A 24,065-nucleotide genomic window follows, 5' to 3' on the forward strand; every position below is an offset into this window, starting at 1 on the left:
GAGGTTACGAATGAGCGCTCACATTATTGAAGGCAAAAAAATATCGGATCAAATGCGCACGGAGATGGTGGAGGAAGTGGCATCCCTGACATCTCGCGGCGTTGTGCCTGGACTTGCAGTTATTCTGGTGGGGGAAGACCCGGCTTCCAAGGTGTATGTCGGCTCGAAGGAGAAGGCGTGCCAGCAGCTGGGCATTTATTCAGAGGTGCACCGTTTGGCGGAGCAAACGTCCGAAGGCGAGCTCTTGGCCCTTATCCAAAAATTGAACGAGCAATCTACGATTAACGGCATACTGGTTCAATTGCCGCTGCCTAAGCATATTAACGAAAAAGCGGTGATCGACGCCATTCGCGTAGACAAAGACGTCGACGGATTCCATCCGGAGAGCGTAGGCAACTTGACGATCGGCGACGACAGCTTGCTGCCTTGTACGCCTGCAGGCGTTATTGAGCTTATTAAGCGAAGCGGCGTCGAAATATCCGGCAAACATGCCGTTGTAATCGGCCGAAGCAATATCGTCGGCAAACCTGTAGCTATGCTGCTTCTTCGCGAAAATGCAACCGTTACGATCTGTCATTCCCGTACGGCCAATATGGAGGCGATCGCAAAGCAGGCGGATATTCTGGTCGTGGCGATCGGCAAAGCGAAAGCGATTGACAGCCGCTTTGTAAAGCCAGGCGCCGTAGTGATCGATGTGGGCATTAACCGAATGGCGGACGGCAAGCTGGCAGGCGACGTCGATTATGAGGATTGCCTCGATACTGCAGGCTATATTACGCCGGTTCCCGGCGGAGTAGGCCCGATGACAATTACGATGCTGATGAAAAATACGATTACTGCTGCGAAGAGGGCTAACGGAATCGAGGTGTAATGACCGCGATGGGGAAACAGCAAACGAAAATTTATTCCATCAAGGAACTAAACCGCTACATAAGGATGAAGCTGGAGTCCGACGTTGTTCTGGGCGATGTGTGGCTGCGCGGGGAGATTTCGAATTTTACGCATCATTCGAGCGGGCATATGTACTTTACGTTAAAGGACAGCGACAGCAGACTGAAATGCGTCATGTTCGCATCGCACAACGCCCGGTTGCCCTTTATTCCGAAGGAAGGAGCTAAGGTAATCGCGCGCGGCAATATATCGGTGTTTGAGCGGGATGGAAACTACCAGTTCTATGTTATGGCGATGCAGCCTGACGGAATCGGCAGTCTATATATGGCGTTCGAGCAGCTGAAGAGCAAGCTCGAGGGCGAAGGGTTGTTCGCGGCATCCCGCAAACGGCCGATTCCCGCCTACCCGAAAGCGATCGGGGTTATTACGTCGCCGACAGGGGCGGCGGTTAGAGATATTATGACCACGCTCCAGCGCCGATATCCGCTTATTCCGGTCTATATCTACCCGGTGCTGGTGCAGGGGAAGGGCGCGGCTCCATCGATCGTAAGCGCAATTGACGCGTTGAACCGGTTCGGCGGCTGCGACGTTTTGATCGTCGGCCGGGGCGGCGGCTCCCTTGAGGAGCTGTGGGCGTTCAATGAGGAAGCAGTCGCCCGGGCGATCGCCGCATCTTCAGTGCCGGTTATAAGCGCGGTAGGGCATGAGACGGACTTCACCATTGCCGATTTTGTCGCTGATTTGCGCGCAGCTACGCCGACTGCAGCTGCAGAGCTGGCTGTGCCTCATATTGCGGAGCTGAAGCAGCAAGTGAATCGGCTGAAGCAGCGTCTGGCAGGCGCGATGAGCCAGCGCACGCAATGGGAGAAGGAACGGCTGAGCCGTATTAGAAGATCGCCGTTTTTCCTGCATCCGAAGCGCTATATGCTCGACCAAGCGCAACGGCTTGACCGGTTGACCGAGCAGCTCCGCGAACGGATGATGCGAAGAACTAGCCGCGAGAGCGCAAGATTGGACAAGCTGCAAGCGAGGCTGGCAGGCCAGCATCCCGGTGAAGCGCTGGATCATGCTTCGAAGCGATTGCAAGCGGCGGCTCGAGGGCTGGAGCTGGCTGCGAATGCATTGGTCAAGCAGCATAAGCTTCGCCTGCACGGGATGATCGGTCAGCTAGACGCGTTAAGCCCGCTGAAGGTCATGGCGCGCGGCTACGGTCTTGTATACGATACGAAGGAAGGCCGTCTCGTGAAATCCGTTCGGCAGTTGTCGGCCGGAGATGAGATTCAGGTCAAGCTGGCAGACGGGCAGTTGGCGTGTCATGTCCGATCGATTGAAGGAGGTAAGCAGAATGAAGGCTGAATCTTTAGAAGAGCTAAGCTTTGAGGAAGCGATGCAGCGTCTGGAGTCTATTGTATCCAAGCTGGAGAATGGCGATGTGCCGCTCGAGACCGCCATCGATTTGTTCCAAGAAGGCATGAAGCTTTCTCAGCTCTGCGGAGGCAAGCTGGAGCAGGTAGAAAGCAAGATCGAGCTGCTGGTGGAGTCGGAGAACGGCTTCCAGAAAAAACCGTTTGTTTCGGCAAACGAAGATAAAGGGGAATAAGCTTGAACGCAAGCGTTGATATTCGCGAATATTTAAAGCAATGCGCCGAAGCGACGGAAGCAGCGCTGCAAACGTCCTTGCCGTCCGACTGGGATGTGCCGGTCTCGCTCCGCGAGGCGATGAATTATTCGCTTGAAGCGGGAGGCAAACGGATTCGTCCGGCGCTCGTCCTGACGGCCGCCCATGCAATTAACGGTTCTGCCGATGCTTGGAAATCTGCAATGCGCATTGCCTGTGCCGTCGAATATATCCATACGTATTCTTTAATCCACGACGATCTGCCAGCCATGGACAACGACGATTATCGCCGCGGCAAACTGACGAATCATAAGGTATTCGGCGAAGCGATGGCGATTCTCGCGGGCGACGCGCTGCTCACTCATGCTTTCCGGCTTATTCCGCAAGCCGTTCGCGAAGATGGCGTGCCGCTTGACGCCGGGCTTGCCATCGTCGAGGATTTGGCGACATACGCGGGAGCAGCCGGCATGGTTGGCGGACAAGCAGCCGATATGCAGGGTGAACAGGGCATTACAACAATAGAGCAGCTCGAGTACATTCATTTGCACAAGACAAGCGATCTCATTGTTTTTTCCGTTAAGGCAGGCGCGCGCATTGGAGGCGCATCCGTTAAGCAGCTGGAACTGCTATCTCTCTACGCGCGCAATATCGGTCTTGCATTTCAAATTCAGGACGATATATTGGATGTAATCGGCGACGAGAAAAAACTGGGCAAACGAACAAACAGCGATGTGGCTCAGCAGAAGGTGACGTATCCGTTTCTTGTAGGCATGGAAGAAAGCATTGCGATGGTGTCACGACTGACGCAAGAAGCCAAAGATGCTGTGACGGAAGCCGGATTGGCCTCGCCCGAGCAGCTGCTGCGTATAGCCGACTATCTCGTCCAACGCGATCATTGACAGCTTTATCCGCTGCTGTTACCTGATTGGGATTACTATCGTATATATGCTATAATAGGTAAAATGTAGACGTTCAAAGGACAACATCTGTCCCCGAAAGCGGAAAGCGAGGAAAGCATCGTGCTGCTGGATCAAATTAACGCACCACAAGATTTGAAAGCATTGACGGCGGCTCAGCTCAGACAGCTAGCCGAGGAGATTAGGCAGTTTCTAATCGAGAAGCTGTCCGTTACGGGCGGCCATCTCGCGCCTAATTTAGGCGTTGTGGAATTAACGCTCGCCATGCATTATCTGTTTAATAGTCCTCAAGATAAATTTATTTTCGATGTCGGACATCAGTCCTATGTTCATAAAATTTTAACGGGCCGGAAGGATCAATTCGATACGCTCCGGAAATATAAAGGGCTTTGCGGCTTTGTCAAACGTTCCGAAAGCGAGCATGACGTCTGGGAAGCCGGGCACAGCAGCACATCTTTATCCGCTGCAATGGGCATGGCGCTTAGCAGAGATTTGAAAGGCGAGAATAACCGCGTAGTCGCCGTAATCGGCGACGGAGCTTTGACGGGCGGCATGGCGCTGGAGGCGCTGAATCATATCGGGCACGAGAAGCGCAATATGATGGTTATTCTTAATGATAACGAGATGTCGATCGCGCCGAATGTCGGCGCCCTGCATCACTATTTAGGAAAAATTCGTACGGACCGCCATTACCAGAAGGCGAAGGATGAGCTGCAGCATTTCCTGAACAAAATCCCGGCGATCGGCGGCAAGCTGGCGAAGACAGCGGAACGGTTTAAGGACAGCCTGAAGTATTTGCTGGTCAGCGGCATTTTGTTCGAGCAATTCGGGCTCACCTACCTTGGCCCGGTAGACGGTCACGACATGGAAGGCTTGCTTGAAATTTTGAAGCAGGCGGATACGGTGCCGGGGCCTGTACTCGTACATGTGCTCACGGTGAAAGGAAAAGGCTATCAACCGGCGGAAGCCGATTCGCACAAATGGCACGGCGCGTCCGCTTACAAGATTGAATCCGGCCAGATGGTCAAGGCTGTCGGACCGCCAATGTATACGAAAATTTTCGGAGATATGCTCATTGAGCTGGCCGAGAAGGATAAGCGGATCGTAGCGATTACGCCTGCGATGCCCGGCGGCTCGGGACTTATGGATTTTGCGGAAAGATTCCCGGACCGCATGATCGATGTCGGCATTGCCGAACAGCATGCGGCCACATTGTCCGCCGCAATGGCAATGGAAGGGTTGAAGCCGGTTTACGCCGTCTATTCCACTTTCCTACAGCGCGCCTACGATCAGGTCGTCCACGATATTTGCAGACAAAATTTAAATGTCGTGTTCGCCATTGACCGTGCCGGCTTTGTCGGACCGGACGGCGAGACGCATCAAGGGGTCTATGATATCGCATTCCTTCGTCATATTCCGAATTTGGTCATCATGATGCCGAAGGACGAGAACGAGCTGCGCCGCATGATGAAGACGGCAATCGAATATAACGACGGGCCGATAGCGGTTCGTTATCCTAGAATTAACGGAGTCGGCGTACCGCTCGATGCCGAACCGACTTCGATTCCGATCGGTAGCTGGGAGACGCTGAGACAAGGAGAGGCGTTTACGATACTCGCTCTTGGTCCGATGATTCAAGTGGCGGAGCAGGCTTCGGACATTTTGAAGCGCGAAGGCATAAGCGCCGGCGTCGTAAACGCGCGGTTCATCAAGCCGCTTGATGAAGAGATGCTGCTCGCGCTCGCGGAGGAAGGCAAACGCATTCTGGTGCTGGAGGAGAGCTCCGAGCTTGGCGGCTTCGGCAGCGCGGTGCTTGAGTTTTATTCCCGAAAGGGGATCTATGATGTACCGGTCAAAATCGTCGGCGTTCCCGATATTTTCGTGGAGCACGGCTCCATTCAGCAGCAGCGTGAGGAAGTCGGTTTGACGGCCGAGCGCGTCGCAAACGAGCTTCGTTCGATGGCGCCGCGCCGAATGAAGCGGGTAACCGGACAGACCTAAATGCGAGGAATATTATGACGACAACAGCAAAAGAACGGATTGATGTGCTGCTGGTGGAGCGCGGTTTTTTCGACAGCAGGGAGAAAGCAAAAAAAGCTCTGATGGCAGGTCTTGTTCTCGTCGACAACGAGCCGATTGATAAAAGCGGCATGAAAGTGCCGCGACTTGCCGACATTAAAGTGAAAGGCGCCGTACATCCGTACGTCAGCCGCGGCGGTCTTAAGCTCGAGAAGGCGATCAAAACGTTTGGCATCGACATGAATGGCCAAGTGATGCTTGATATCGGCGCTTCCACTGGCGGGTTTACGGATTGCGCGCTTCAGCACGGCGCGGCTTATGTATATGCGATCGACGTTGGCACCAATCAGCTGGATTGGTCCCTTCGGCAGCACGAGCAAGTGAAGGTAATGGAAAAAACGAATTTCCGATATTTGGAGCGATCCCAGCTGGAGGGTCCAGAGCCAACCTTTGCGAGTATTGACGTTTCCTTTATTTCACTAAAGCTCATACTGCCTACGCTTGCCACGTTAATGCAGATAGGTTCCGGCGTTGTTGCGCTTATTAAGCCGCAGTTCGAAGCCGGTCGCGATAAAGTGGGGAAATCCGGCGTCGTGCGCGAGCTTGGCGTCCACTTAGATGTGCTGAGGTCAGTGCTGTCTATGGCGTCTGAGCTGGGCTACGAATTACGGGATATGACGTTCTCGCCAATAACAGGCGGGGAAGGCAATATCGAATTTTTGGCTTATTGGGTGTGGCGGGGCGAGCCGGGAGCCCCACAGCCTGCGGAGGCGGAGCTCAGCAAGCTTGTGAAAGAAGCGAACGATACGTTTAAATCATAAATAATAATTTGCAGCCAAGAAGGATGCCGACCAGTTTTGAACGGTTTAGGCATCTTTTTGCTTTACAGGCCTGTCCATTATTTGATACACTAAGACCAAACAGACGTTCGCTTATATGATTCCTAATCGGATGGGAGAGAGCAGCCGATGGGTAAGTATGGGGATTGGTTTATTATGGCGGTCGCCGGTTTACTCCTGTTGATCTGGTTGTATGGGGCCTTCTATCGATGGCTTCACGCGCCGGCGGCCCTGAATCGAGTGAAGCTTGGGAAAGGCGGCGCCATTGACGACGATGATGTTAATGTCGCCTTGCTGGAAAGTCACGGGTATAAGGTTGTGTCAGGCAAACACGTCGTTCCGATTCCGGTCGAGCTAGACGACAAACCCCTTGGCAAGGGAACCCGCATCTATATTGATTACATAGCAGAGAAGGATGAGCTAACTTATATCGTGAAGACGGCCCGCGAGAGAATGCCGATGGATTGGACCGCTAGCGGACTCAGAGAGCGCTTGCTGGTCTACGCGCTGCTGCTTCCCGATTGCGCAGGAATATTGTACGCCGACGCGAACGAGAAGACCGTAAAAAAAATTACATTCCATATAGCCGATTAGGCGGAGGTTGGGATTTCAATCATGAAAAGTATTCGGCAGTTTAAAATTAGAGAGATCATTTCTAATAACGAAATTGAAACGCAGGAAGAGCTCGTCGAGGCGCTTCGCGCGTCCGGCATGCAAGTGACGCAGGCTACTGTCTCCAGGGACATCAAAGAACTGATGCTCGTGAAGGTCCCAGTAAGCGAGGGCCGATACAAATATTCGATGCCTCTCGAACAACGGCAAAATCCTGTACACAAGCTCAAACGGGCAATGCTGGACCATTTTGCGCATATCGATTACACGGACAATCTTGTTGTGCTCAAGTGCCTGCCGGGTACGGCGAACGCGATTGGCGCCCTGATCGATAACATGGAATGGTCCGAAGTGATGGGCACCATATGCGGCGACGACACCATTCTCATTATTTGCCGTTCGAAAGAGCAAAGCGCTCAAATCGTAGAGCGATTGCTTGGCGTTATGAATTAAGGACATGATAAGGAGGACAAACCCATGCTGCGCGAGTTATCGATTAAAAATTTAGCGGTTATTGAAGAGATTCATGTTGCTTTTCATCACGGCTTTCATGTATTAACCGGAGAGACAGGAGCCGGCAAGTCGATTCTCATTGATGCACTAAGTCTTATTGTAGGCGGACGAGGCTCCGCAGACATGGTTCGCTACGGCTGCGACAAAGCCGAAATGGAAGCCATGTTCGATCTTCCGCAGCAGCATCCGGTGTGGAAGCAGCTGGATCGTCTCGGCATTCAATACAAGGCGGAGGAGATGCTGGTTGTTCGCAGAGAGCTTTCGGCCCAGGGCAAGAGCAGCTGCAGAGTGAACGGACAGCTCGTTACGATTACCATGCTTCGTGAAATCGGCGAATATTTGGTTAATATTCACGGACAGCATGAGCATCAATCACTCCTTCGCACCGACCAGCATTTGGAATGGCTTGACCAGTTCGGCGGCGATCTATTGCTGGAGCGGAGGGAACAATATAAGCATCTTTACGCACAGCTGTCTCAAGTTCGCCAGTCTCTGCGCGAGGTTGAGGATACTTCAAGGCAAAATGTGCAAATGCTGGACTTATACCGTTTTCAGATCGAAGAGATTTCAAGCGCAAAGCTAAAGCCAGGCGAAGACGAAGAGCTCGCAGAAGAAAGACAGAAGCTAATGTACGCCGGCAAGCGTATGGACGCGGCTTCCGACGCGTATGGACTGCTTTACGGCGACAAGGGGCTTGATGCTTTCAGCCGAGCGATTTCTAAGCTTACTGATATCCAATCTTACGATCCTTCTGTGCTAGGTCCGCTTGTGGAGCAGCTGCAATCCGCTTATTACCAAGCGGAGGATGTAGCTTTCCAGCTTAGAGATTACAGAGATGGAATCGAATCAGACCCGGAGCGGCTTTCCATCGTCGAAGACAGACTGGATTTAATTAACGGACTAAAACGGAAATACGGAGAAACCATACCAGATATATTGGCTTATCTGGAACAAACCATAAAAGAACGGGATAAAATCGAAAATCGGGACGAGATGCTGACGATGTTAAAGCAGCAGGAAGAAGCGCTGTTTAAACAAGCGGTGCAGCTCGCGCGCGAATTATCGAAATTGCGGCAGCATACAGCCGAACGGCTTGCTGATGCCGTCCAGCACGAGCTGCGGCATCTCCAGATGCCGGCGGCAAGATTTCAGGTTGCCCTGGCCAATAAGGCTGATGGAGAGTCAGACGGATTACGCGTCAAGCTGCATGCTAGCGGAATGGATGATGCGGTATTTATGCTGTCCACCAATCCGGGGGAACCGGTTAAGCCGCTGAACAAAATCGCGTCAGGCGGCGAGATGTCCCGCATTATGCTGGCGCTCAAGAGCATATTCGCGGAGATCGATCAAATTCCTACGCTTATATTTGACGAGGTCGATACCGGCGTCAGCGGAAGAGCGGCTCAGGCAATCGCTGAGAAGCTGTCGAGCTTATCTTCGAAATGCCAGGTGTTCTCGATTACCCATCTGCCGCAAGTCGCTTGCATGTCGGATCATCATTATGAAATAAAGAAGCAGGTTTATAATGACCGAACGTCTACATCGGTATCGGAGCTTTCGCTGGATATGCGCATAGAGGAGCTTGCGCGCATGCTCGGAGGAGTGGAAGTAACGGAAAAAACAAAGCATCACGCGCAAGAAATGCTTGATTTGGCTCATGGTTTAAAGGGGGCGTAAAGGAAGGTATTCAGGGAATGTTTTTGCGGACATAAAAGATGGGGTGCAGGGTAACTTAAAGGTACGCCATTGGCGAAAACCTTTTTCGTCATGCGATGGAATGACAGGGAGCGTGAAATCATTGAACTCCAATCCACGGAAGCGATGGTTTGGGCTGATCCTCGTGTCCTTCGTCTGCATGGTCGGTTTCTCCACCCCGTTTCAACAATTCGCCGCATTTCCGAATGAACTACGTTTATTCTCTGGCCAAATGAAACGTCTGCAAGTTGGAGTACCCGTCCATGCGGAAGTTACGGTGGATCCCCAAATGCTGCAAGTGAACGGCACATCCAAACAATCTTTGTCCGTTAACTTGAACGAACCGCTGTCACTGCAACCGAATCAAAGCGGTCAGACCAACATGAAGGTGAAATTATTTGGTAAAATTCCTTTCAGGACAGTTAAAGTCAATGTTGTACCGGATTTGCGCGTCATCCCGGGAGGACAAACAATCGGCGTGAAAGTGAAGTCGGCGGGTGTCCTCGTTGTCGGCCACCATCAGGTGAGAGACGGCAGCGGCTCCAAGCAGTCTCCGGGTGAGGAAGCCGGGTTAAAGCTTGGCGATCTGATTACGAATATTAATGGCTTACCCGTCAACGAGGTCCATAAGGTTGGAGAGATGTGCGAAAAATACGGCCTCAACCGTAAGCCTCTTGAAGTGACTTATAAGCGCGGTGGCCACATTGGCAAAACAAAAGTAAGCCCCGTGTACGACGCGGAAGACAGAGCTTGGCGGCTTGGTTTGTATATTCGCGATTCGGCTGCAGGGGTAGGTACTTTGACTTTCTACGCCCCGGAACAAGGCGTGTACGGAGCGCTTGGACATGTTATTACGGATATGGATACGCAGACGCCGATCGAAGTCGGAGAAGGACATATTCTGCAATCCAGCGTAACGTCCATTAACAAAAGCCAGACAGGCGAGCCGGGCGCAAAAAGAGCAAATTTTGTGAAGGAAGGCAAAGTTCTTGGCAACATTGAACGCAATACGCCTTTCGGCATCTTCGGAAAGATGAAGGAGGCCCCGGATCATGGCTATAACGGCAAATCGCTGCCGGTAGCTTTTGCGGAGGACGTAAAGGAAGGTCCTGCTCAAATCCTTACCGTTGTTAACGGTCAAAAGGTTGAACGGTTTGATATCGAAATCGTTCATGTCTCCAAGCAGTCCGGACCGGCGACCAAAGGGATGGTCATCAAAATTACGGATGATCGTCTGCTCAAAAAAACGGGCGGCATTGTGCAAGGGATGTCAGGAAGCCCGATTATCCAAGACGGAAAGCTAGTCGGCGCAGTGACCCATGTTTTTGTTAACGACCCGTCCTCGGGTTACGGATGTTTTATTGAATGGATGCTTCAAGATGCCGGTGTGCTGTTGAAATCCCCAACCATTAACCAAAGAGATGAAGCAGCATAACTGAAATGAATTAAATATTGGATTTGACGTCTTCTGCAAAGCCTTTTAGCGGAGGGCGTTTCTTTTTCGTCATTCGACATGTGTTTTTGTCGAACCATTACGAAAAACTTCGACTTATGGAACAAATTATTAATTATATCGAACTCTAATAAAAAAATAAAGAAAAAAGATTTTCGACAGAAGGAATTCGGTAAGCAGTGTCGAAAACGTAAAGGCAGGCAGCTAATGATCGAAGTCATAAATATCATTTAAGGGAGGATTACATTTTGCATAAGATCGAAGTATTATTGGCAGATGACAACCGAGAATTTACCAACCTGTTATCGGAATATATATCCGAACAAAGTGATATGCATGTAAGCGGGGTCGCTTACAATGGTGAAGAGGTCATTCGTCACCTGGAGCAATCCAGGAACGTTCCGGATATACTGATTCTGGACATTATTATGCCGCACTTGGACGGTTTAGGCGTACTCGAGCGTTTAAAAGAAATGAATTTGTCTCCGATGCCTAAAATTATTATGCTGACTGCCTTTGGCCAGGAGAATATTACGCAGAAGGCTGTACAGCTCGGAGCATCCTATTACATACTGAAGCCATTTGACATGGATATTTTGGCAAACCGAATCCGTCAGCTGGTTGGCAATTCGACATTCAGTTCATCCTCGTCTTACAGCACAAGCACAACGACAGTGAAATCGAATGTCGTACCGCTCGCGAAGGGCAAAAACCTGGATGCGAATATTACCAGTATTATTCACGAAATTGGCGTACCTGCGCACATTAAAGGATATCAGTATTTGCGCGAAGCGATTACGATGGTGTACAACAACATCGAGATTCTTGGGGCGATTACGAAGACGCTTTACCCGGCGATTGCCGAAAAGTTCAAAACAACGCCATCACGAGTGGAACGCGCGATTCGTCACGCTATTGAGGTAGCATGGACGCGGGGTAACATCGACAGCATCAGCCACCTGTTCGGCTACACCATTAACATCAGCAAGTCGAAGCCGACGAACAGCGAATTCATCGCGATGGTCGCCGACAAGCTGCGGATCGAGCATAAGGTAAGCTAAAGGCATTAACCACCTTTTTACGAATCCATTATTGGTTCTAGAGGGTGGTTTTTTATTTGTGTGCTGAGAAATGAAAATACTTTATAATAGGGACAGACATACTTTTATACGTTGAAGGGAAGACAGCATTGAATATTTTTAACACCGTCCAAGATGTAATCGCCAATTTTTCGATCGTCACCGCTTATTTATTTCTGGTCAATCAATTCGTTTTTCGCAAGCGCGCGTTAGGACCTCCGACATCGTTCGCAAATCAATTGCTTATTGGGTTCATTGCTGGTCTTCTCGGTATCTTGCTCATGGTGTTTACCGTGCAAACCGACGGTTCTTTTATTGATTTTCGCCAAATTGCTCTTGTTATCGCAGCGTTGCACGGAGGAGTAGCCGCTTCGGCCATTACGGGACTTATAGTATTTCTAATGAGGATGTTTGCGTTCGGCGCGATCTCGACAGCAACCGTTGTCGCATCGGCTAATACGCTGTTGATTGCGGTTGTGGTCGGATTGTTGTTTAAAAGCAAATTATCCTATTGGAAGAAATGGACTTATGCGCTGCTCGTCTGCAATGTTTTGACCAGTATCGTGTTTTATGTCAATCTTCGCGAGAAGAGCCTATTACCTATCTTCATTTATATAATCATGATGTCATTGGGCGGATGGTTCACGGCGTATTTAAGTCAATTTCTTGCAAAAGCGAAAGCGTATTTCGATAAAGTAGAGCGGGAAGCGACAGTGGATTTTTTGACGGGGCTTCACAATCATCGAACGTTTGATCAAAAATTTAACACCTCTCTTCAAGCGGCAGAGGAGAAACAGGATTGCTTGTCCATCGCATTGGTGGACATCGATTATTTCAAAAAAGTAAATGACCGGTACGGCCACAGCAACGGTGACGCGGTACTTAAACAATTGGGGGATCTGCTGATGCAAACTGCCCGAACCTTTGATATCGTGTCGCGAAACGGTGGGGAAGAGTTTTCGGTGCTGATGTATGACACGCCTCATGAGCATGCGCTTTCCATTGCAGAGAAATTTCGAATTGCCGTTGAACAACATCATTTTCGATTGAACGACGGCCAGAGCATCCGCCTGACGGTATCGATCGGCGTAGCGACTTATCCCGATACGAACCGGGACGACTTGATCGATCAAGCCGATGGCGCCTTGTATCAAGCAAAGACGGATGGCAGAAATGCCGTTCGTTCAAGCCGCGCAATAAAAAAGCAGATTTGAATTAATATTCAAATCTGCGATTGACATATACGTTGCTTCCATATTTGCGGATCAGCCGTACTGCTTCCTCTCGCATGAAAGCGCGGATATCTTGGAGCTTCTGCTTATTAGGCCGAAGCGTCTCTGTTTTTTTGCCGTCAACCATCACATCAAACACAATGTGCAATGCGCTCGCCTCCCTTCGTTCAGATGAGTCCATTGTAGGTTGTTATCGTTACCGAAGAATTAAGCCTATTCCGGCTTTTTGTAAATATTGGACGAGATCATTATCACCATGTAAAATGAAAAAGCGCCATCGACGCTAAGCCTGAGGCTTGGGAGGTCGAGGGCGCTTCTCTTTGAATCTTGGCGCTACATAATTGCGTTTGCGGTCACGGAAGAAGATCCATCCGCCGATAAAACCGGCTCCTGCAGCGAACATAACGAGGCCGAGGAGAAAGCGAAGCCACTGAAAATCAGGTGTCACCGCATCGTTGCCAAAATCGGAAAAGTAAATGAAGACAGCGTCTTTCATCTTCAGAAATCCGAAGCAGGCGATAATGCCGGGAACGACAAGCATAATAATGGCGATAAAACGGGAGATCATTAATTTCATTTTGTTGCAGACTCCTTGCTCCAATCTTCTTCGGTTAAGTAAATCTGAACTCTTCCCTCTATCATACCTTTTTCTATGAAAGGTGTCTATTTTCGAAGATGACGGTGAAAAGACGGGCAAAAAGGGGTACAATGGTACTGCGGCTTTATGCTATAAGATGCGCGCAATGCATGATCATACTGGACAAACATATATTGATGATATACAGGAGGCGAAGGGATTGGCTATTACAGTGGACGTAGCTGTGCTTGGCGGAGGGCCTGGCGGGTATACGGCGGCGATTAGGGCTGCGCAGGCAGGCAAAAAGGTTGCCATCGTAGAGATGGATAAGCTAGGCGGCACATGTTTACATAAGGGATGCATTCCAAGCAAATCGCTGCTTCGCAGCGCAGAGGTATACCGGACGCTGCTGCATTCGGCAGCCTACGGGATTGACGTATCGGAAGACGCGGTATCGCTTAATTTCAATAAAGTACAGCTTCGCAAATCTTCGACAGTCGAACAGCTTCATCGCGGTCTTCAAGGCTTAATGAAAAAAAATGGCATTGAAGTTATCCATGGAAAAGGGAGAGTGATCGGACCATCGATCTTTTCGCCGAAAAGCGGTTCTTTGGCCGTCGAGCTGGCGGATGGCGAGATGGAGTCAGTTGTATCTTCGAATCTGATTATCGCCACAGGATCCAGACCGAGAATGCTTCCAGGGCTTAAGGCAGACGGGGAATACATATTGACCAGCGACGATGCGCTTGAGCTGGACAAGCTTCCGAGCTCGATTCTGATCGTGGGCGGCGGCGTCATTGGGGTAGAATGGGCTTCCATGCTGCAGGATTTCGGCGTTAATGTCACGCTTGCAGAGGCGGGCGCCAGACTGCTTCCGGGAGAGGACGCCGAAGTGTCAGCCGCCTTGATGAGGTCGCTTCGAAGCCGCGGTGTTCGCGTCTTAACCAGTGTCATGCTGGACACCGCCAGCTTTGAGACAGGAACGGAAGGCGTCAGCATTCAAGCGGGAACGCCGGATGGCAATGTCAACCTTACCGCGGACAAGCTGCTCGTATCGGTCGGCCGGACCGCCAACATCGAAGGGATCGGACTTGAAAATACGGATGTTCGGACTAAGGATGGCTTTATCGAAGTGAATGAATACGGCCAGACGACAGAACCGCATATTTATGCCATCGGCGATGTCATCGGGGGCGTTCAGCTGGCGCATGCGGCGGCCCACGAAGGATTGATTGCCGCGGATCATATCAACGGCTTGAAGCCTGATATTCTGCCTCATCATATGATACCGCGCTGCATTTACTCCAGCCCTGAAATTGCGTCGTACGGCTTCACGGAAGACGGGGCGCGCACAAGAGGACATGATATTAAGATTGGCAAAATCCCGTTCCAAGCGATCGGTAAAGCACTTGTGCTGGGGGAGGCGGAAGGGTTCGTGAAAGTCATTGCGGATCGTAAAACAAACGATATTCTCGGCGTGCACATGATCGGACCGCATGCGACGGATCTGATCGCCGAGGCGTCCCTTGCGGGATGGCTCAACGCGACGCCATGGGAAGTAGGCGCAATGGTGCACCCTCATCCGACGCTGTCGGAAGCGATAGGCGAAGCGATGCTGGCTGTGGACGGGAAGGCAATCGCGTTTTGAAGGGAAGATTTTCTTTTTAGCCGAGGAACGGTTATAATGAATGTGATGTGGTCTTAGTACCAGGTTATAATTGATGGGCAAATGAAGGAGGAATACCTTTATGACCGGGATGTCTTCTGCAAGTCAAAAGGTTCGCCATTTGGAATTAGGGCTTAGCGATGAGCAGGCTATCAATATGTATACGCAGATGGTTAAAGCAAGGAAGTTCGACGAGCGCATCCTTCTGCTGCAGCGCGCCGGCAAAGTTAATTTTCACGTATCCGGCATCGGGCAGGAGGTTGCCCAAGTGGCGGCCGCGTTCGCGCTGGACCGGGACAATGACTACTTCTTGCCCTATTACCGCGACTACGGCTTCGTGTTGTCCGTCGGCATGACGCTTCGCGAGCTCATGCTGTCTGTATTTGCGAAAGCGGAGGACCCGAACAGCGGTGGCCGTCAAATGCCGGGCCATTTCGGCCACAAGAAGCTGCGGATCGTAACGGGCTCCAGCCCGGTGACAACGCAGGTGCCGCATGCCGTCGGCATCGCGCTGGCCGCTAAAATGAAGAAAAAACCGATAGTCAGCTTTGTCACGTTCGGCGAAGGCTCCAGCAATCAGGGCGATTTCCATGAAGGCTGCAACTTTGCGGGTGTTCATAAGCTGCCTGTAATTTTAATGTGCGAAAACAACCAATACGCGATATCCGTGCCTATCCATAAGCAGCTAGCGGGCAGAGTGGCCGACCGCGCGATCGGTTATGGCTTCCCTGGCTTACAGGTGGACGGCAACGACGCGCTGGAGATGTACCGGGTCGTGAAAGAGGCGAGAGACCGGGCGGTAGCGGGCGAGGGCCCAACGCTGATCGAAGCGATGATGTACCGTCTGTCTCCGCATTCGACTTCCGACAACGATCTGGCTTACCGGACGAAGGAAGAAGTGGAAGAGCACCGCGCCAAAGACGGCATTCCGAAGTTCAAGCAATATTTGATCGATTGCGGCATTTGGAATGAAGAGCTTGACGCGGAGCTTCTTGCAAAGGTGCGCAAAGAACTGGACGAAGCGACGGAATACGCCGATAACGCGCCGTTCCCAGCGCCGGAGACGACGCTGCTTCACGTTTACGCGAATGATAGCGCGCAAAGGGGGAACCGTTAATGGCTGTAATGGATTATATCGACGCGATCCGGCTTGCGATGAAGGAAGAGATGGAACGGGACGAGGACGTTTTCGTCCTTGGCGAGGATGTCGGCGTCAAAGGCGGCGTCTTTACAACGACAAAAGGCTTGCACGAGCAGTTCGGCGAGTACCGGGCGCTTGATACGCCGCTTGCCGAGTCGGCGATTGCCGGCGTTGCAATCGGCGCCGCGATGTACGGCATGAAGCCGATTGCGGAGATGCAGTATTCGGATTTTATGTTCCCGGCGACGAATCAGATCATTAGCGAAGCGGCCAAAATCCGTTACCGCTCCAATAACGACTGGAGCTGTCCGGTTGTCATCCGCGCTCCGATCGGCGGCGGCATATTTGGCGGACTTTATCATTCGCAGTGCCCGGAATCGGTGTTTTTCGGCACTCCGGGACTTAAAATTGTAGCCCCATACCGGCCTTACGATGCTAAAGGACTGCTGAAAGCGGCCGTGCGGGACGAAGATCCGGTTCTTTACTTTGAAAATAAAAAAGCCTATAGGCTCATTAACGGCGAAGTGCCGGAGGACGACTACATCGTCGAGATCGGCAAAGCGAATGTGCTGCGCGAAGGCGATGATATTACCGTTATCGGCTACAGCATGCCGCTTCGCTTCGTCGAACAGGCGGCGGAAGAGCTGCAGCAGGAAGGGATCAGCGCTCATATTCTCGATCTGCGCACGCTTCAGCCTCTGGATAAGGAAGCGATTTTGGAGGCCGTCCGCAAAACCGGTAAAGTCCTGATTATTCATGAGGATAACAAAACAGGCGGCGTAGGAGCCGAAGTATCCGCCATTATCGCAGAAGAACTGCTGTATGAGCTTGACGCCCCAATTATGCGTCTATGCGGACCGGATGTGCCGGCGATGCCGATTAATCCGCCCGGCGAGAAGTTTTTCCTGCTGAACAAGGATAAAGTAAAAGAAGCGATGAGAAACCTGGCTTTATATTAATCGGTATCGCGAGTGCGAACGAAGAAGGCATGGATAGTTGGGAGTTGGTGATATGAATAAATCGATAATGGAAATCGTCGTGCCGCAGCTGGCCGAATCGCTAGTGAACGCAACGATCGACAAATGGCTGAAGCAGCCTGGAGATATGGTGGACATCTATGAGCCGATCTGTGAAATCGTAACGGATAAGGTGAATGCCGAGCTGCCGTCCACGGTTTCCGGCAAGCTTGTAAAAATTTTAGTAGGCAACGGAGAGACGGTTCCGGTCGGAACCCCCGTTTGCTTGATCGAGACAGAAAGCGCGGAAGCGTCTATGCCGCAGCAGGCGCCGCAAGCTCCTAGCGTTAACGCGGGAGCTTCCGTACAACCTGCGGCATCGACGCTCCTGAGTGAAGACGCTCCGATGCGCGGCCGATTCTCTCCGGCCGTGCAGCAGCTCGCCGCCGAACACGGCGTCCGGCTGGCGGATGTTCCGGGAACGGGGCTTGGCGGCAGAATTACGCGCAAGGATGTGCTGGCATACGTGGCAAGCGGAGCGCATAAGAACAATGCGGCTCACGCTGCTCCAGCCGCCCCGGCGTCGATGGATCCGGTCGTGCAGGTCCGCTCATCCGGCATTCACCTGTCCGAGACGCCGCGAATTCCGAAGATCGAGATCGAAAGCGCTGCGCCGGGGCGCGGCGAAACGTTTATCGACGTGACGCCGATTCGCAATACGATCGCGCGCAATATGCGCCAAAGCGTCAGCGAAATTCCGCACGCCTGGACGATGATCGAGGTGGACGTAACCAACTTGGTTATCCTTCGCAACAAATTAAAGGACGAGTTTATGAAGCGGGAAGGAATTAACTTAACGTACTTGGCATTCCTGTTAAAGGCCGTCGTTAACGCGATTAAGGATTTCCCGATCATGAATTCGACGTGGGCTGTTGATAAGATTATTGTTAAACGCGACATTAACATCTCGCTCGCGGTTGGCACGGAGGACTCTGTGCTGACGCCCGTTATCAAAAACGCGGATCATAAAAACGTCGCCGGCCTGGCCAAAGAAATCGACGAGCTGGCGCGTAAGACGCGCGAAGGCAAGCTGACGCTTTCGGATATGCAGGGCGGCACGTTTACGGTCAATAATACAGGCTCCTTCGGCTCCATCCTGTCTTATCCGATTATTAACTACCCGCAAGCGGCCATTCTGACATTCGAATCGATTGTGAAGCGGCCTGTCGTCATCAACGATATGATCGCGGTCCGTTCGATGGCGAACCTCTGCTTGTCGTTAGATCATCGGATCTTGGACGGGGTCATCTGCGGCCGGTTCCTTCAACGGGTGAAGGACAATTTGGAAAGCTTCACGATTGAAAGCAAATTGTATTAGAGAAGAGGAATGGGCATGATGGAAGCCGAAACGGATTTTGAAGCAACGCCGCTCGCTGCCAGTTATGTAGGGATGGTTCCATATGCGGAAGCGTGGGAGCTGCAAAAGACATATGTGAAGGAAATCGATAGGGAGGAGCGTCCGGAGACGCTTCTCCTTCTTCAGCATCCGCCGACTTATACGATGGGATCCGACCGGCACCCCGAGCATCTGCTGCTGAATGAGGAAGAGTTAAACGCAAAAGGAATATCGCTCTTCGAAATCGACCGGGGCGGAGACATTACTTACCACGGACCGGGGCAGCTCGTCGGATACCCGCTCCTGTATTTGGACGCGGTCGGTCTCGATCTTCACGCTTATTTAAGGAGCCTGGAGCAAGTCATTATCGATTGGCTTGGCCAATATGGTATAGAAGCGGGCCGAAAGCCGGAATATACAGGAGTATGGGTCGGAGACGAAAAGATTGCGGCGATCGGCGTTAAGTTTAACAAAGCGCGCCACCGCAGAGGGTTTGTTACGAGCCATGGATTTGCCCTTAATATTAAATCCGGAATCGCCTCCGAAGGGTTCGCGGGCATTATTCCTTGTGGAATCCAGCAATATGGCGTTACGTCGTTTAACGATTTGACGGGCCGCGATTTAAGCGTGGAAGCGGCCGCGGACGAGCTGCTTCCGCTCTTCCTGAAGCAATTCGGATTTAAACGGATCTAGCCTAAAAACAGCGAGCCGATGCCGGCAAATATCGTCGTAATTAAAAGCGCGGAAGCGACAACGATTGCTACGATGCGTATGACCTTTTGTTGGCGCATGGAGAGATTCTCCTTTCATAAACGAAATATAAGAAGACTATATTCTATTGTAAACGATAGAGACGGACGGAGGAAACAGGATGATCCAAAAAGATCGATTAATTCAGGAATTTATGGAATTGGTTCAAGTGGACAGCGAAACAAAAAACGAAGCCGAAATCAGCAAGGTGCTGAAGCGGAAGTTCACCGAGCTGGGGCTTTCGATCACGGAGGATGACGCCGGTGCCAAAATCGGACATGGCGCAAACAACTTGTTCGCCTTGCTGGAGGCCAAAGGCTCCGAAGGCGCGCCGACCTTGCTTTTCACGAGCCATATGGATACGGTGGCACCAGGCAACGGCATTAAGCCGCAGCTTGATGATGACGGTTATATTCGGAGTGACGGCACAACCATTCTAGGCGCCGACGACAAAGCGGGTCTTGCGGCAATGTTCGAAGCGATCCGTGTGCTGAAGGAAAATAACATTCCCCACGGTCCTATCCAATTCGTCATTACGGTCGGCGAGGAATCCGGCCTCCTCGGTTCCAGACATATGGACGCTTCCAAGCTGAAGGCCGATTTCGGCTATGCGCTGGATTCCAACGGCTCAATCGGCGATATCGCGGTAGCCGCTCCGACGCAAGCCAGAATTACCATCAAGCTGTACGGCAAATCGGCTCATGCGGGCGTTAATCCGGAAGACGGCATCAGCGCGATTCAAGTCGCTTCCAAAGCGATTTCCCGGATGAAGCTTGGCCGAATCGACTTCGAAACAACGGCGAATATCGGGAAATTCGAAGGCGGCGGCGCTACAAACGTTGTATGCGATTTTGTGAAGCTCGATGCGGAAGCGCGCAGCTTGGTTCAAGACAAGCTGGATGCGCAGGTCGAGGCGATGAAACAAGCGGTCGAAAGCGCGGCGGAGGAGTTCGGAGCACGGTCGGAATTCGATAGCGTCGTGATTTATCCCGCTTACAAATATACGGATGGGGATCCGGTCGTGGAGCTGGCGAAAAAAGCGATTGTAAATATCGGCGAAACGCCGAAAACGTTCCATTCGGGCGGCGGCAGCGACGCGAACGTCTTTAACGGACTCGGCGTGCCTACCGTGAACCTGGCCGTCGGCTACGAGCATATCCATACGACGAAGGAGCAAATCAAAACGGATGATCTCGTGAAGACGGCCCGGCTCGTCGTTGAAATTATCCAGCAGGCAGCGGCTCAGAAGTAACGGATTTCGTCTGTACAATGCTTTGACCTCCAAGCATTACTTTTATGGGAGGCAGCTCTGCGGTAAAGCGGGTTAGGAGAAGACCGTGCGGCGCTGCGGCTGTCATCTGGCGCAGCTGCCGGCGGATTTCCCATCCTTTGCCGACTAGTCGATAGTTGCCCGGGGCGACGTATTGCTTCATATCATCAGCTCCTGTCTCCTTATTTAGTGGATAGGTATGCGGAGGGCAGACAAGATATGCTTCGCAGGCATAGCGAACAAGGGAGAGAGACGGCATGTTAGAAAAGGATCAAAGAGCGCATGCGATATGGCGGGAGGAGACGCTCCATTCGGAGCCGGTCTTCCAAGGCAAAATCATTTCGCTTCAGGTGGATACGGTTTCGCTGCCGGACGGCAGGAGCGCGACAAGAGAGATTGTCCGGCATCCCGGAGCGGCTGCTGTAATGGCGCTGCTGGACGGCAAGCTGCTCGTCGTCGAACAGTTCAGAAAGCCGCTGGAGAAATACCAAATCGAAATCCCGGCGGGAAAGCTCGACGGCGGGGAGGATCCCATGGCTGCAGCGGCCCGTGAGCTCGAAGAGGAGACCGGCTATCGGGCGAAGGATTTGAAGCTGCTCAGCGCATTCTACACGTCGCCGGGATTTGCCGATGAGAAGCTGTATCTCTACTTTGCGAGCGAGCTTATGCCCGGCAAGCAGCAGCTCGATGAGGATGAGGACATTCAAGTGGAGGCCATTACGCTTGAGCAGGCCGAAGCCTATATCACAGAAGGGCGCATCAGCGACGCCAAAACGATCATGGCCGTCTACGCATGGAAGCTGTATGCGTTAACCGGCACCATCTAGCACTCTATCGTCATACGGGCCCCTTGGCTGACATAGAATGAAAGAGACAACCCTCTAAGATTGAGGAGACAGGTTGCTTATTTCACTTTTGTGTCGGTTAGGGGGCTTCGCGCCGTGAAGGTACATTTTAATCTCTATCTGTTCGTCGCCGTCTTATTTGTTGTCGGCGGCGTATTCGGGGCTCTCCTCGTTAATGTCTTGACTTTGGAGCAGCAGCAGGATTTGGCGGATGAAGTGGGTCAGTATGTGCATTATATGGGCGCGGGTGTAGGCACAAGCGAGGAAGAGGTTTTCTGGGAGCGCTTCTTTTTTCATTTAAAATGGCTCGTCTTAATTTGGCTGCTAGGTGTGACGGTTGTGGGCATACCAGGCATTTTGGCGCTTAATTTTTTCAAGGGGACCTTAATCGGATTCGCGCTGGGCGTGCTTGTTGGGCAGTATGGCTGGAAAGGCGTTGTTTTTTCTTTCTTGACGATGGCCCCGCAAAACGTAATCGCCGTTCCCGCGCTCATTATCGCGAGCGTTGCCGCCATTTCCTTCGGTTTGTTTATCGTTAAAAACAGATTGCTCGGGCAAAGCGGCGAGCTGCTGCCGCAGCTCGGGTCGCTTACTTCTTCATCGCTTCTAATGCTTCTGCTGCTGGCCGGGGCCGCGCTGATCGAAGCGTATATTTCGCCGTCAGTCATCGGCTGGGCAACCCCTTATCTTTCGCCTCAGAACGGCATGATCTGACAGCGGCTGGTTTGACTTTCTCTTTGTCTAGCGCCTATAATGAAAGGAAACGCTTGTTTGAAAAGGCGCGTTCATGCGGCAGGGGGAGAGAACATGGAAGCCCGGATCGAGAAGATTAAACAACAGTTGCAATCGCAGGGCTACAAGCTGACCCCACAGCGAGAAGCAACCGTACGCGTATTGCTGGAGAATGAAGAAGATCATTTAAGCGCGGAAGACGTATTTATGCTGGTGAAGGATATTGCGCCGGAGATCGGACTCGCGACGGTCTACCGGACATTGGAGCTTCTAAGCGAGATGCATGTCGTGGAGAAAATGAATTTCGGCGACGGCGTCGCCCGCTATGATCTTCGAACGGACAGCAACAAGCATCATCATCATCATCTGATTTGCGTGCAGTGCGGAACGATGGACGAGATTAAGGAAGATTGGCTGCTTCCGCTGGAGGAGAGGCTGGAGCAGGAATACGGCTTTTTTGTCGTTGACCATCGGCTAGACTTCCAAGGCGTTTGCCGCAGATGCAGAGAAAAAACCGATAACTCCCACACAACTTAACGGCTGAGCCCTCCGGTGGAGAGCAAGGCCGTTTTTCACGTTTCAAGGCATAATATGCCGGTTGCCCCTTTGAATCGGAATGCATACACATAATTAATGCCAATGCTGGAGAAGGTACGCATAGTACATTCCAATAGGAGGCGTTGCGGATGATTATCGGTGTGCCGAAGGAGATAAAACAGAGCGAGTACCGCGTCGCGTTAACGCCGGCCGGCGTTTCGATGCTGGCGTCGGCGGGGCATCGCGTGCATGTGGAAGCCGGAGCGGGAAGCGGGAGCGGCTTTGAGGATGAGGATTATGTGCGGGAAGGCGCGATTATCGTCAAAAACGCCGCAGCCGTATGGGGCGAAGCGGATATGATCATGAAGGTGAAGGAGCCGCTGCCGGAGGAATTCGGTTATTTCCGAAAAGGACTACTCCTGTTTACGTACTTGCATTTAGCGGCGGCCCCAGAGCTTACGAAGGCGCTGGTGGACAGCGGGGTGACCGGCATCGCTTATGAAACGATCCAGCTCGACAACGGCAGCTTGCCTTTGCTCACGCCGATGAGCGAGGTGGCAGGGCGTATGTCCGTACAGGTGGGCGCGCAATTTCTTGAAGCGTTTAACGGCGGCAGGGGCGTGCTTCTCGGCGGAGTGCCCGGCGTTCCGCCAGCGGACGTGGTCGTCATCGGGGGAGGCATCGTAGGCACTAATGCGGCGAGAATGGCGCTAGGGCTAGGCGCTAACGTTGTCATTATCGAAAAAAGCGCCGACCGGATGAGATACCTCGACGAGGTGTTCGGCGGAAGGATACGCACGTTAATGTCCAGCCCGCTTCATATTGCCGATGCCGTCAGCCGCGCGGATCTTGTCGTGGGCGCCGTCTTAATTCCAGGCGCGAAGGCGCCGCATTTGGTGACGGAGGAAATGGTAAAGCGGATGAAGAAAGGGGCCGTTATTGTTGACGTTGCGGTTGATCAAGGCGGTTCCATCGCGACGGTCGACCGGCCAACAACGCATAAAGACCCGATCTATATCAAGCATGGCGTTATTCATTATGCCGTAGCGAACATACCCGGAGCGGTTCCCCGCACCTCGACCTTCGCGCTTACGAACGTTACGATGCCTTATGCGCTTTCGCTCGCAAACGAGGGGCTCAATGCGGTAAAGAGCAGCCAGCCTTTAATGCGCGGGGTCAATACGCATAACGGATTCGTCACGAATGAGCCGGTCGCAAAAGCTACGGGCTTTCCTTATACGCCGGTCGGAACTGCTTTAAGCGCCCAATAGAACATATTAAAGACAGCCTTCTCATATGGTGGTAGGGACAGACTATAATCCTAATG

Annotated in this window: 25 protein-coding genes; 22 read left to right on the top strand and 3 right to left on the bottom strand. The window is 52.0% G+C overall.

Annotated elements, in window-relative coordinates; translation table 11 throughout:
- Positions 1-10 precede the first annotated feature (10 nt).
- The 12 genes from folD to D3P08_RS08165 all read left to right on the top strand — a co-directional run bounded on the left by folD (position 11) and on the right by D3P08_RS08165 (position 12,850).
- On the top strand, positions 11-871 hold the full coding sequence (gene folD / locus D3P08_RS08110) for a bifunctional methylenetetrahydrofolate dehydrogenase/methenyltetrahydrofolate cyclohydrolase FolD (RefSeq protein ID WP_119599009.1): 861 nt from the start codon (positions 11-13) through the stop codon (positions 869-871).
- Complete coding sequence (gene xseA / locus D3P08_RS08115) at positions 871-2,247, top strand: exodeoxyribonuclease VII large subunit (protein ID WP_420819023.1); 1,377 nt, start codon at positions 871-873, stop codon at positions 2,245-2,247. The genes folD and xseA overlap by 1 nt, the downstream gene beginning before the upstream one ends.
- On the top strand, positions 2,237-2,491 hold the full coding sequence (gene xseB / locus D3P08_RS08120) for an exodeoxyribonuclease VII small subunit (protein WP_206098939.1): 255 nt from the start codon (positions 2,237-2,239) through the stop codon (positions 2,489-2,491). Before xseA ends, xseB begins: the two co-directional genes overlap by 11 nt.
- A gap of 2 nt (positions 2,492-2,493) precedes the next feature.
- A complete protein-coding gene (locus tag D3P08_RS08125; RefSeq protein ID WP_206098940.1) occupies positions 2,494-3,408 on the top strand; it encodes a polyprenyl synthetase family protein in 915 nt (304 codons plus the stop codon).
- Positions 3,409-3,528: 120 nt separating this feature from the next.
- Positions 3,529-5,427 (top strand): 1-deoxy-D-xylulose-5-phosphate synthase, encoded by a 1,899-nt coding sequence (gene dxs / locus D3P08_RS08130; protein WP_119599010.1) that lies wholly within the window; start codon positions 3,529-3,531, stop codon positions 5,425-5,427.
- A 14-nt stretch (positions 5,428-5,441) separates the two neighbouring features.
- On the top strand, positions 5,442-6,266 hold the full coding sequence (locus D3P08_RS08135) for a TlyA family RNA methyltransferase (protein ID WP_119599011.1): 825 nt from the start codon (positions 5,442-5,444) through the stop codon (positions 6,264-6,266).
- Positions 6,267-6,413: 147 nt separating this feature from the next.
- Positions 6,414-6,878, top strand: coding sequence for a hypothetical protein (locus D3P08_RS08140; protein ID WP_119599012.1), 465 nt, complete (start codon positions 6,414-6,416; stop codon positions 6,876-6,878).
- Positions 6,879-6,899: 21 nt separating this feature from the next.
- On the top strand, positions 6,900-7,349 hold the full coding sequence (gene ahrC / locus D3P08_RS08145; RefSeq protein ID WP_119599013.1) for a transcriptional regulator AhrC/ArgR: 450 nt from the start codon (positions 6,900-6,902) through the stop codon (positions 7,347-7,349).
- A gap of 24 nt (positions 7,350-7,373) precedes the next feature.
- The gene (recN, locus tag D3P08_RS08150; RefSeq protein ID WP_119599014.1) at positions 7,374-9,086 is read left to right on the top strand and encodes a DNA repair protein RecN; all 1,713 of its coding nucleotides are present in this window, start codon (positions 7,374-7,376) and stop codon (positions 9,084-9,086) included.
- 121 nt (positions 9,087-9,207) lie between these two features.
- Positions 9,208-10,539, top strand: a complete 1,332-nt coding sequence (spoIVB, locus tag D3P08_RS08155; RefSeq protein ID WP_119599015.1) for a SpoIVB peptidase — start codon at positions 9,208-9,210, stop codon at positions 10,537-10,539.
- Positions 10,540-10,805: 266 nt separating this feature from the next.
- The gene (gene spo0A / locus D3P08_RS08160) at positions 10,806-11,618 is read left to right on the top strand and encodes a sporulation transcription factor Spo0A (protein WP_119599016.1); all 813 of its coding nucleotides are present in this window, start codon (positions 10,806-10,808) and stop codon (positions 11,616-11,618) included.
- Positions 11,619-11,746: 128 nt separating this feature from the next.
- Positions 11,747-12,850, top strand: a complete 1,104-nt coding sequence (locus D3P08_RS08165) for a diguanylate cyclase (RefSeq protein ID WP_119599017.1) — start codon at positions 11,747-11,749, stop codon at positions 12,848-12,850.
- 1 nt (position 12,851) lies between these two features.
- On the opposite strand, the gene D3P08_RS08170 is transcribed toward D3P08_RS08165, so the two are convergent.
- Together D3P08_RS08170 and D3P08_RS08175 are read right to left on the bottom strand one after the other, a co-directional pair.
- Positions 12,852-13,016, bottom strand: coding sequence for a mechanosensitive ion channel protein MscL (locus D3P08_RS08170; RefSeq protein ID WP_119599018.1), 165 nt, complete (start codon positions 13,014-13,016; stop codon positions 12,852-12,854).
- 135 nt (positions 13,017-13,151) lie between these two features.
- Complete coding sequence (locus D3P08_RS08175; RefSeq protein WP_119599019.1) at positions 13,152-13,445, bottom strand: DUF2627 domain-containing protein; 294 nt, start codon at positions 13,443-13,445, stop codon at positions 13,152-13,154.
- 220 nt (positions 13,446-13,665) lie between these two features.
- Here D3P08_RS08175 and lpdA point away from each other — a divergent pair, with 220 nt between their 5' ends.
- The 6 genes from lpdA (at position 13,666) to D3P08_RS08205 (ending at position 20,606) form a co-directional block, all read left to right on the top strand.
- A complete protein-coding gene (gene lpdA / locus D3P08_RS08180) occupies positions 13,666-15,093 on the top strand; it encodes a dihydrolipoyl dehydrogenase (RefSeq protein WP_119599020.1) in 1,428 nt (475 codons plus the stop codon).
- A gap of 100 nt (positions 15,094-15,193) precedes the next feature.
- Positions 15,194-16,228, top strand: a complete 1,035-nt coding sequence (locus tag D3P08_RS08185) for a thiamine pyrophosphate-dependent dehydrogenase E1 component subunit alpha (RefSeq protein WP_119599021.1) — start codon at positions 15,194-15,196, stop codon at positions 16,226-16,228.
- Positions 16,228-17,211, top strand: a complete 984-nt coding sequence (locus tag D3P08_RS08190; protein WP_119599022.1) for an alpha-ketoacid dehydrogenase subunit beta — start codon at positions 16,228-16,230, stop codon at positions 17,209-17,211. Before D3P08_RS08185 ends, D3P08_RS08190 begins: the two co-directional genes overlap by 1 nt.
- A 52-nt stretch (positions 17,212-17,263) precedes the next feature.
- A complete protein-coding gene (locus D3P08_RS08195; RefSeq protein WP_119599023.1) occupies positions 17,264-18,586 on the top strand; it encodes a dihydrolipoamide acetyltransferase family protein in 1,323 nt (440 codons plus the stop codon).
- A gap of 18 nt (positions 18,587-18,604) precedes the next feature.
- Complete coding sequence (lipB, locus tag D3P08_RS08200) at positions 18,605-19,297, top strand: lipoyl(octanoyl) transferase LipB (RefSeq protein ID WP_119599479.1); 693 nt, start codon at positions 18,605-18,607, stop codon at positions 19,295-19,297.
- 178 nt (positions 19,298-19,475) lie between these two features.
- Positions 19,476-20,606 carry a M20/M25/M40 family metallo-hydrolase gene (locus D3P08_RS08205; RefSeq protein WP_119599024.1) on the top strand — a complete coding sequence of 377 codons (1,131 nt, stop codon included), beginning with the start codon at positions 19,476-19,478 and terminating at the stop codon, positions 20,604-20,606.
- On the opposite strand, the gene mciZ is transcribed toward D3P08_RS08205, so the two are convergent.
- Positions 20,578-20,787: a Z-ring formation inhibitor MciZ gene (mciZ, locus tag D3P08_RS08210; protein ID WP_119599025.1), complete on the bottom strand. Its 210-nt coding sequence runs from the start codon at positions 20,785-20,787 to the stop codon at positions 20,578-20,580. The two genes, D3P08_RS08205 and mciZ, sit on opposite strands and share 29 nt — an antisense overlap.
- Positions 20,788-20,881: 94 nt before the next feature.
- On the opposite strand from mciZ, the gene D3P08_RS08215 reads away from it, so the two are divergent.
- The 4 genes from D3P08_RS08215 (at position 20,882) to ald (ending at position 24,009) form a co-directional block, all read left to right on the top strand.
- Complete coding sequence (locus tag D3P08_RS08215) at positions 20,882-21,451, top strand: NUDIX domain-containing protein (protein ID WP_119599026.1); 570 nt, start codon at positions 20,882-20,884, stop codon at positions 21,449-21,451.
- A 114-nt stretch (positions 21,452-21,565) separates the two neighbouring features.
- Positions 21,566-22,183, top strand: coding sequence for a stage II sporulation protein M (gene spoIIM, locus D3P08_RS08220; RefSeq protein ID WP_240647380.1), 618 nt, complete (start codon positions 21,566-21,568; stop codon positions 22,181-22,183).
- Positions 22,184-22,276: 93 nt separating this feature from the next.
- On the top strand, positions 22,277-22,738 hold the full coding sequence (fur, locus tag D3P08_RS08225; protein ID WP_119599028.1) for a ferric iron uptake transcriptional regulator: 462 nt from the start codon (positions 22,277-22,279) through the stop codon (positions 22,736-22,738).
- Positions 22,739-22,887: 149 nt separating this feature from the next.
- A complete protein-coding gene (ald, locus tag D3P08_RS08230; RefSeq protein WP_119599029.1) occupies positions 22,888-24,009 on the top strand; it encodes an alanine dehydrogenase in 1,122 nt (373 codons plus the stop codon).
- Positions 24,010-24,065 lie beyond the last annotated feature (56 nt).

The organism is Paenibacillus nanensis (assembly GCF_003583765.1).
GTDB classification, from domain to species: domain Bacteria; phylum Bacillota; class Bacilli; order Paenibacillales; family Paenibacillaceae; genus Pristimantibacillus; species Pristimantibacillus nanensis.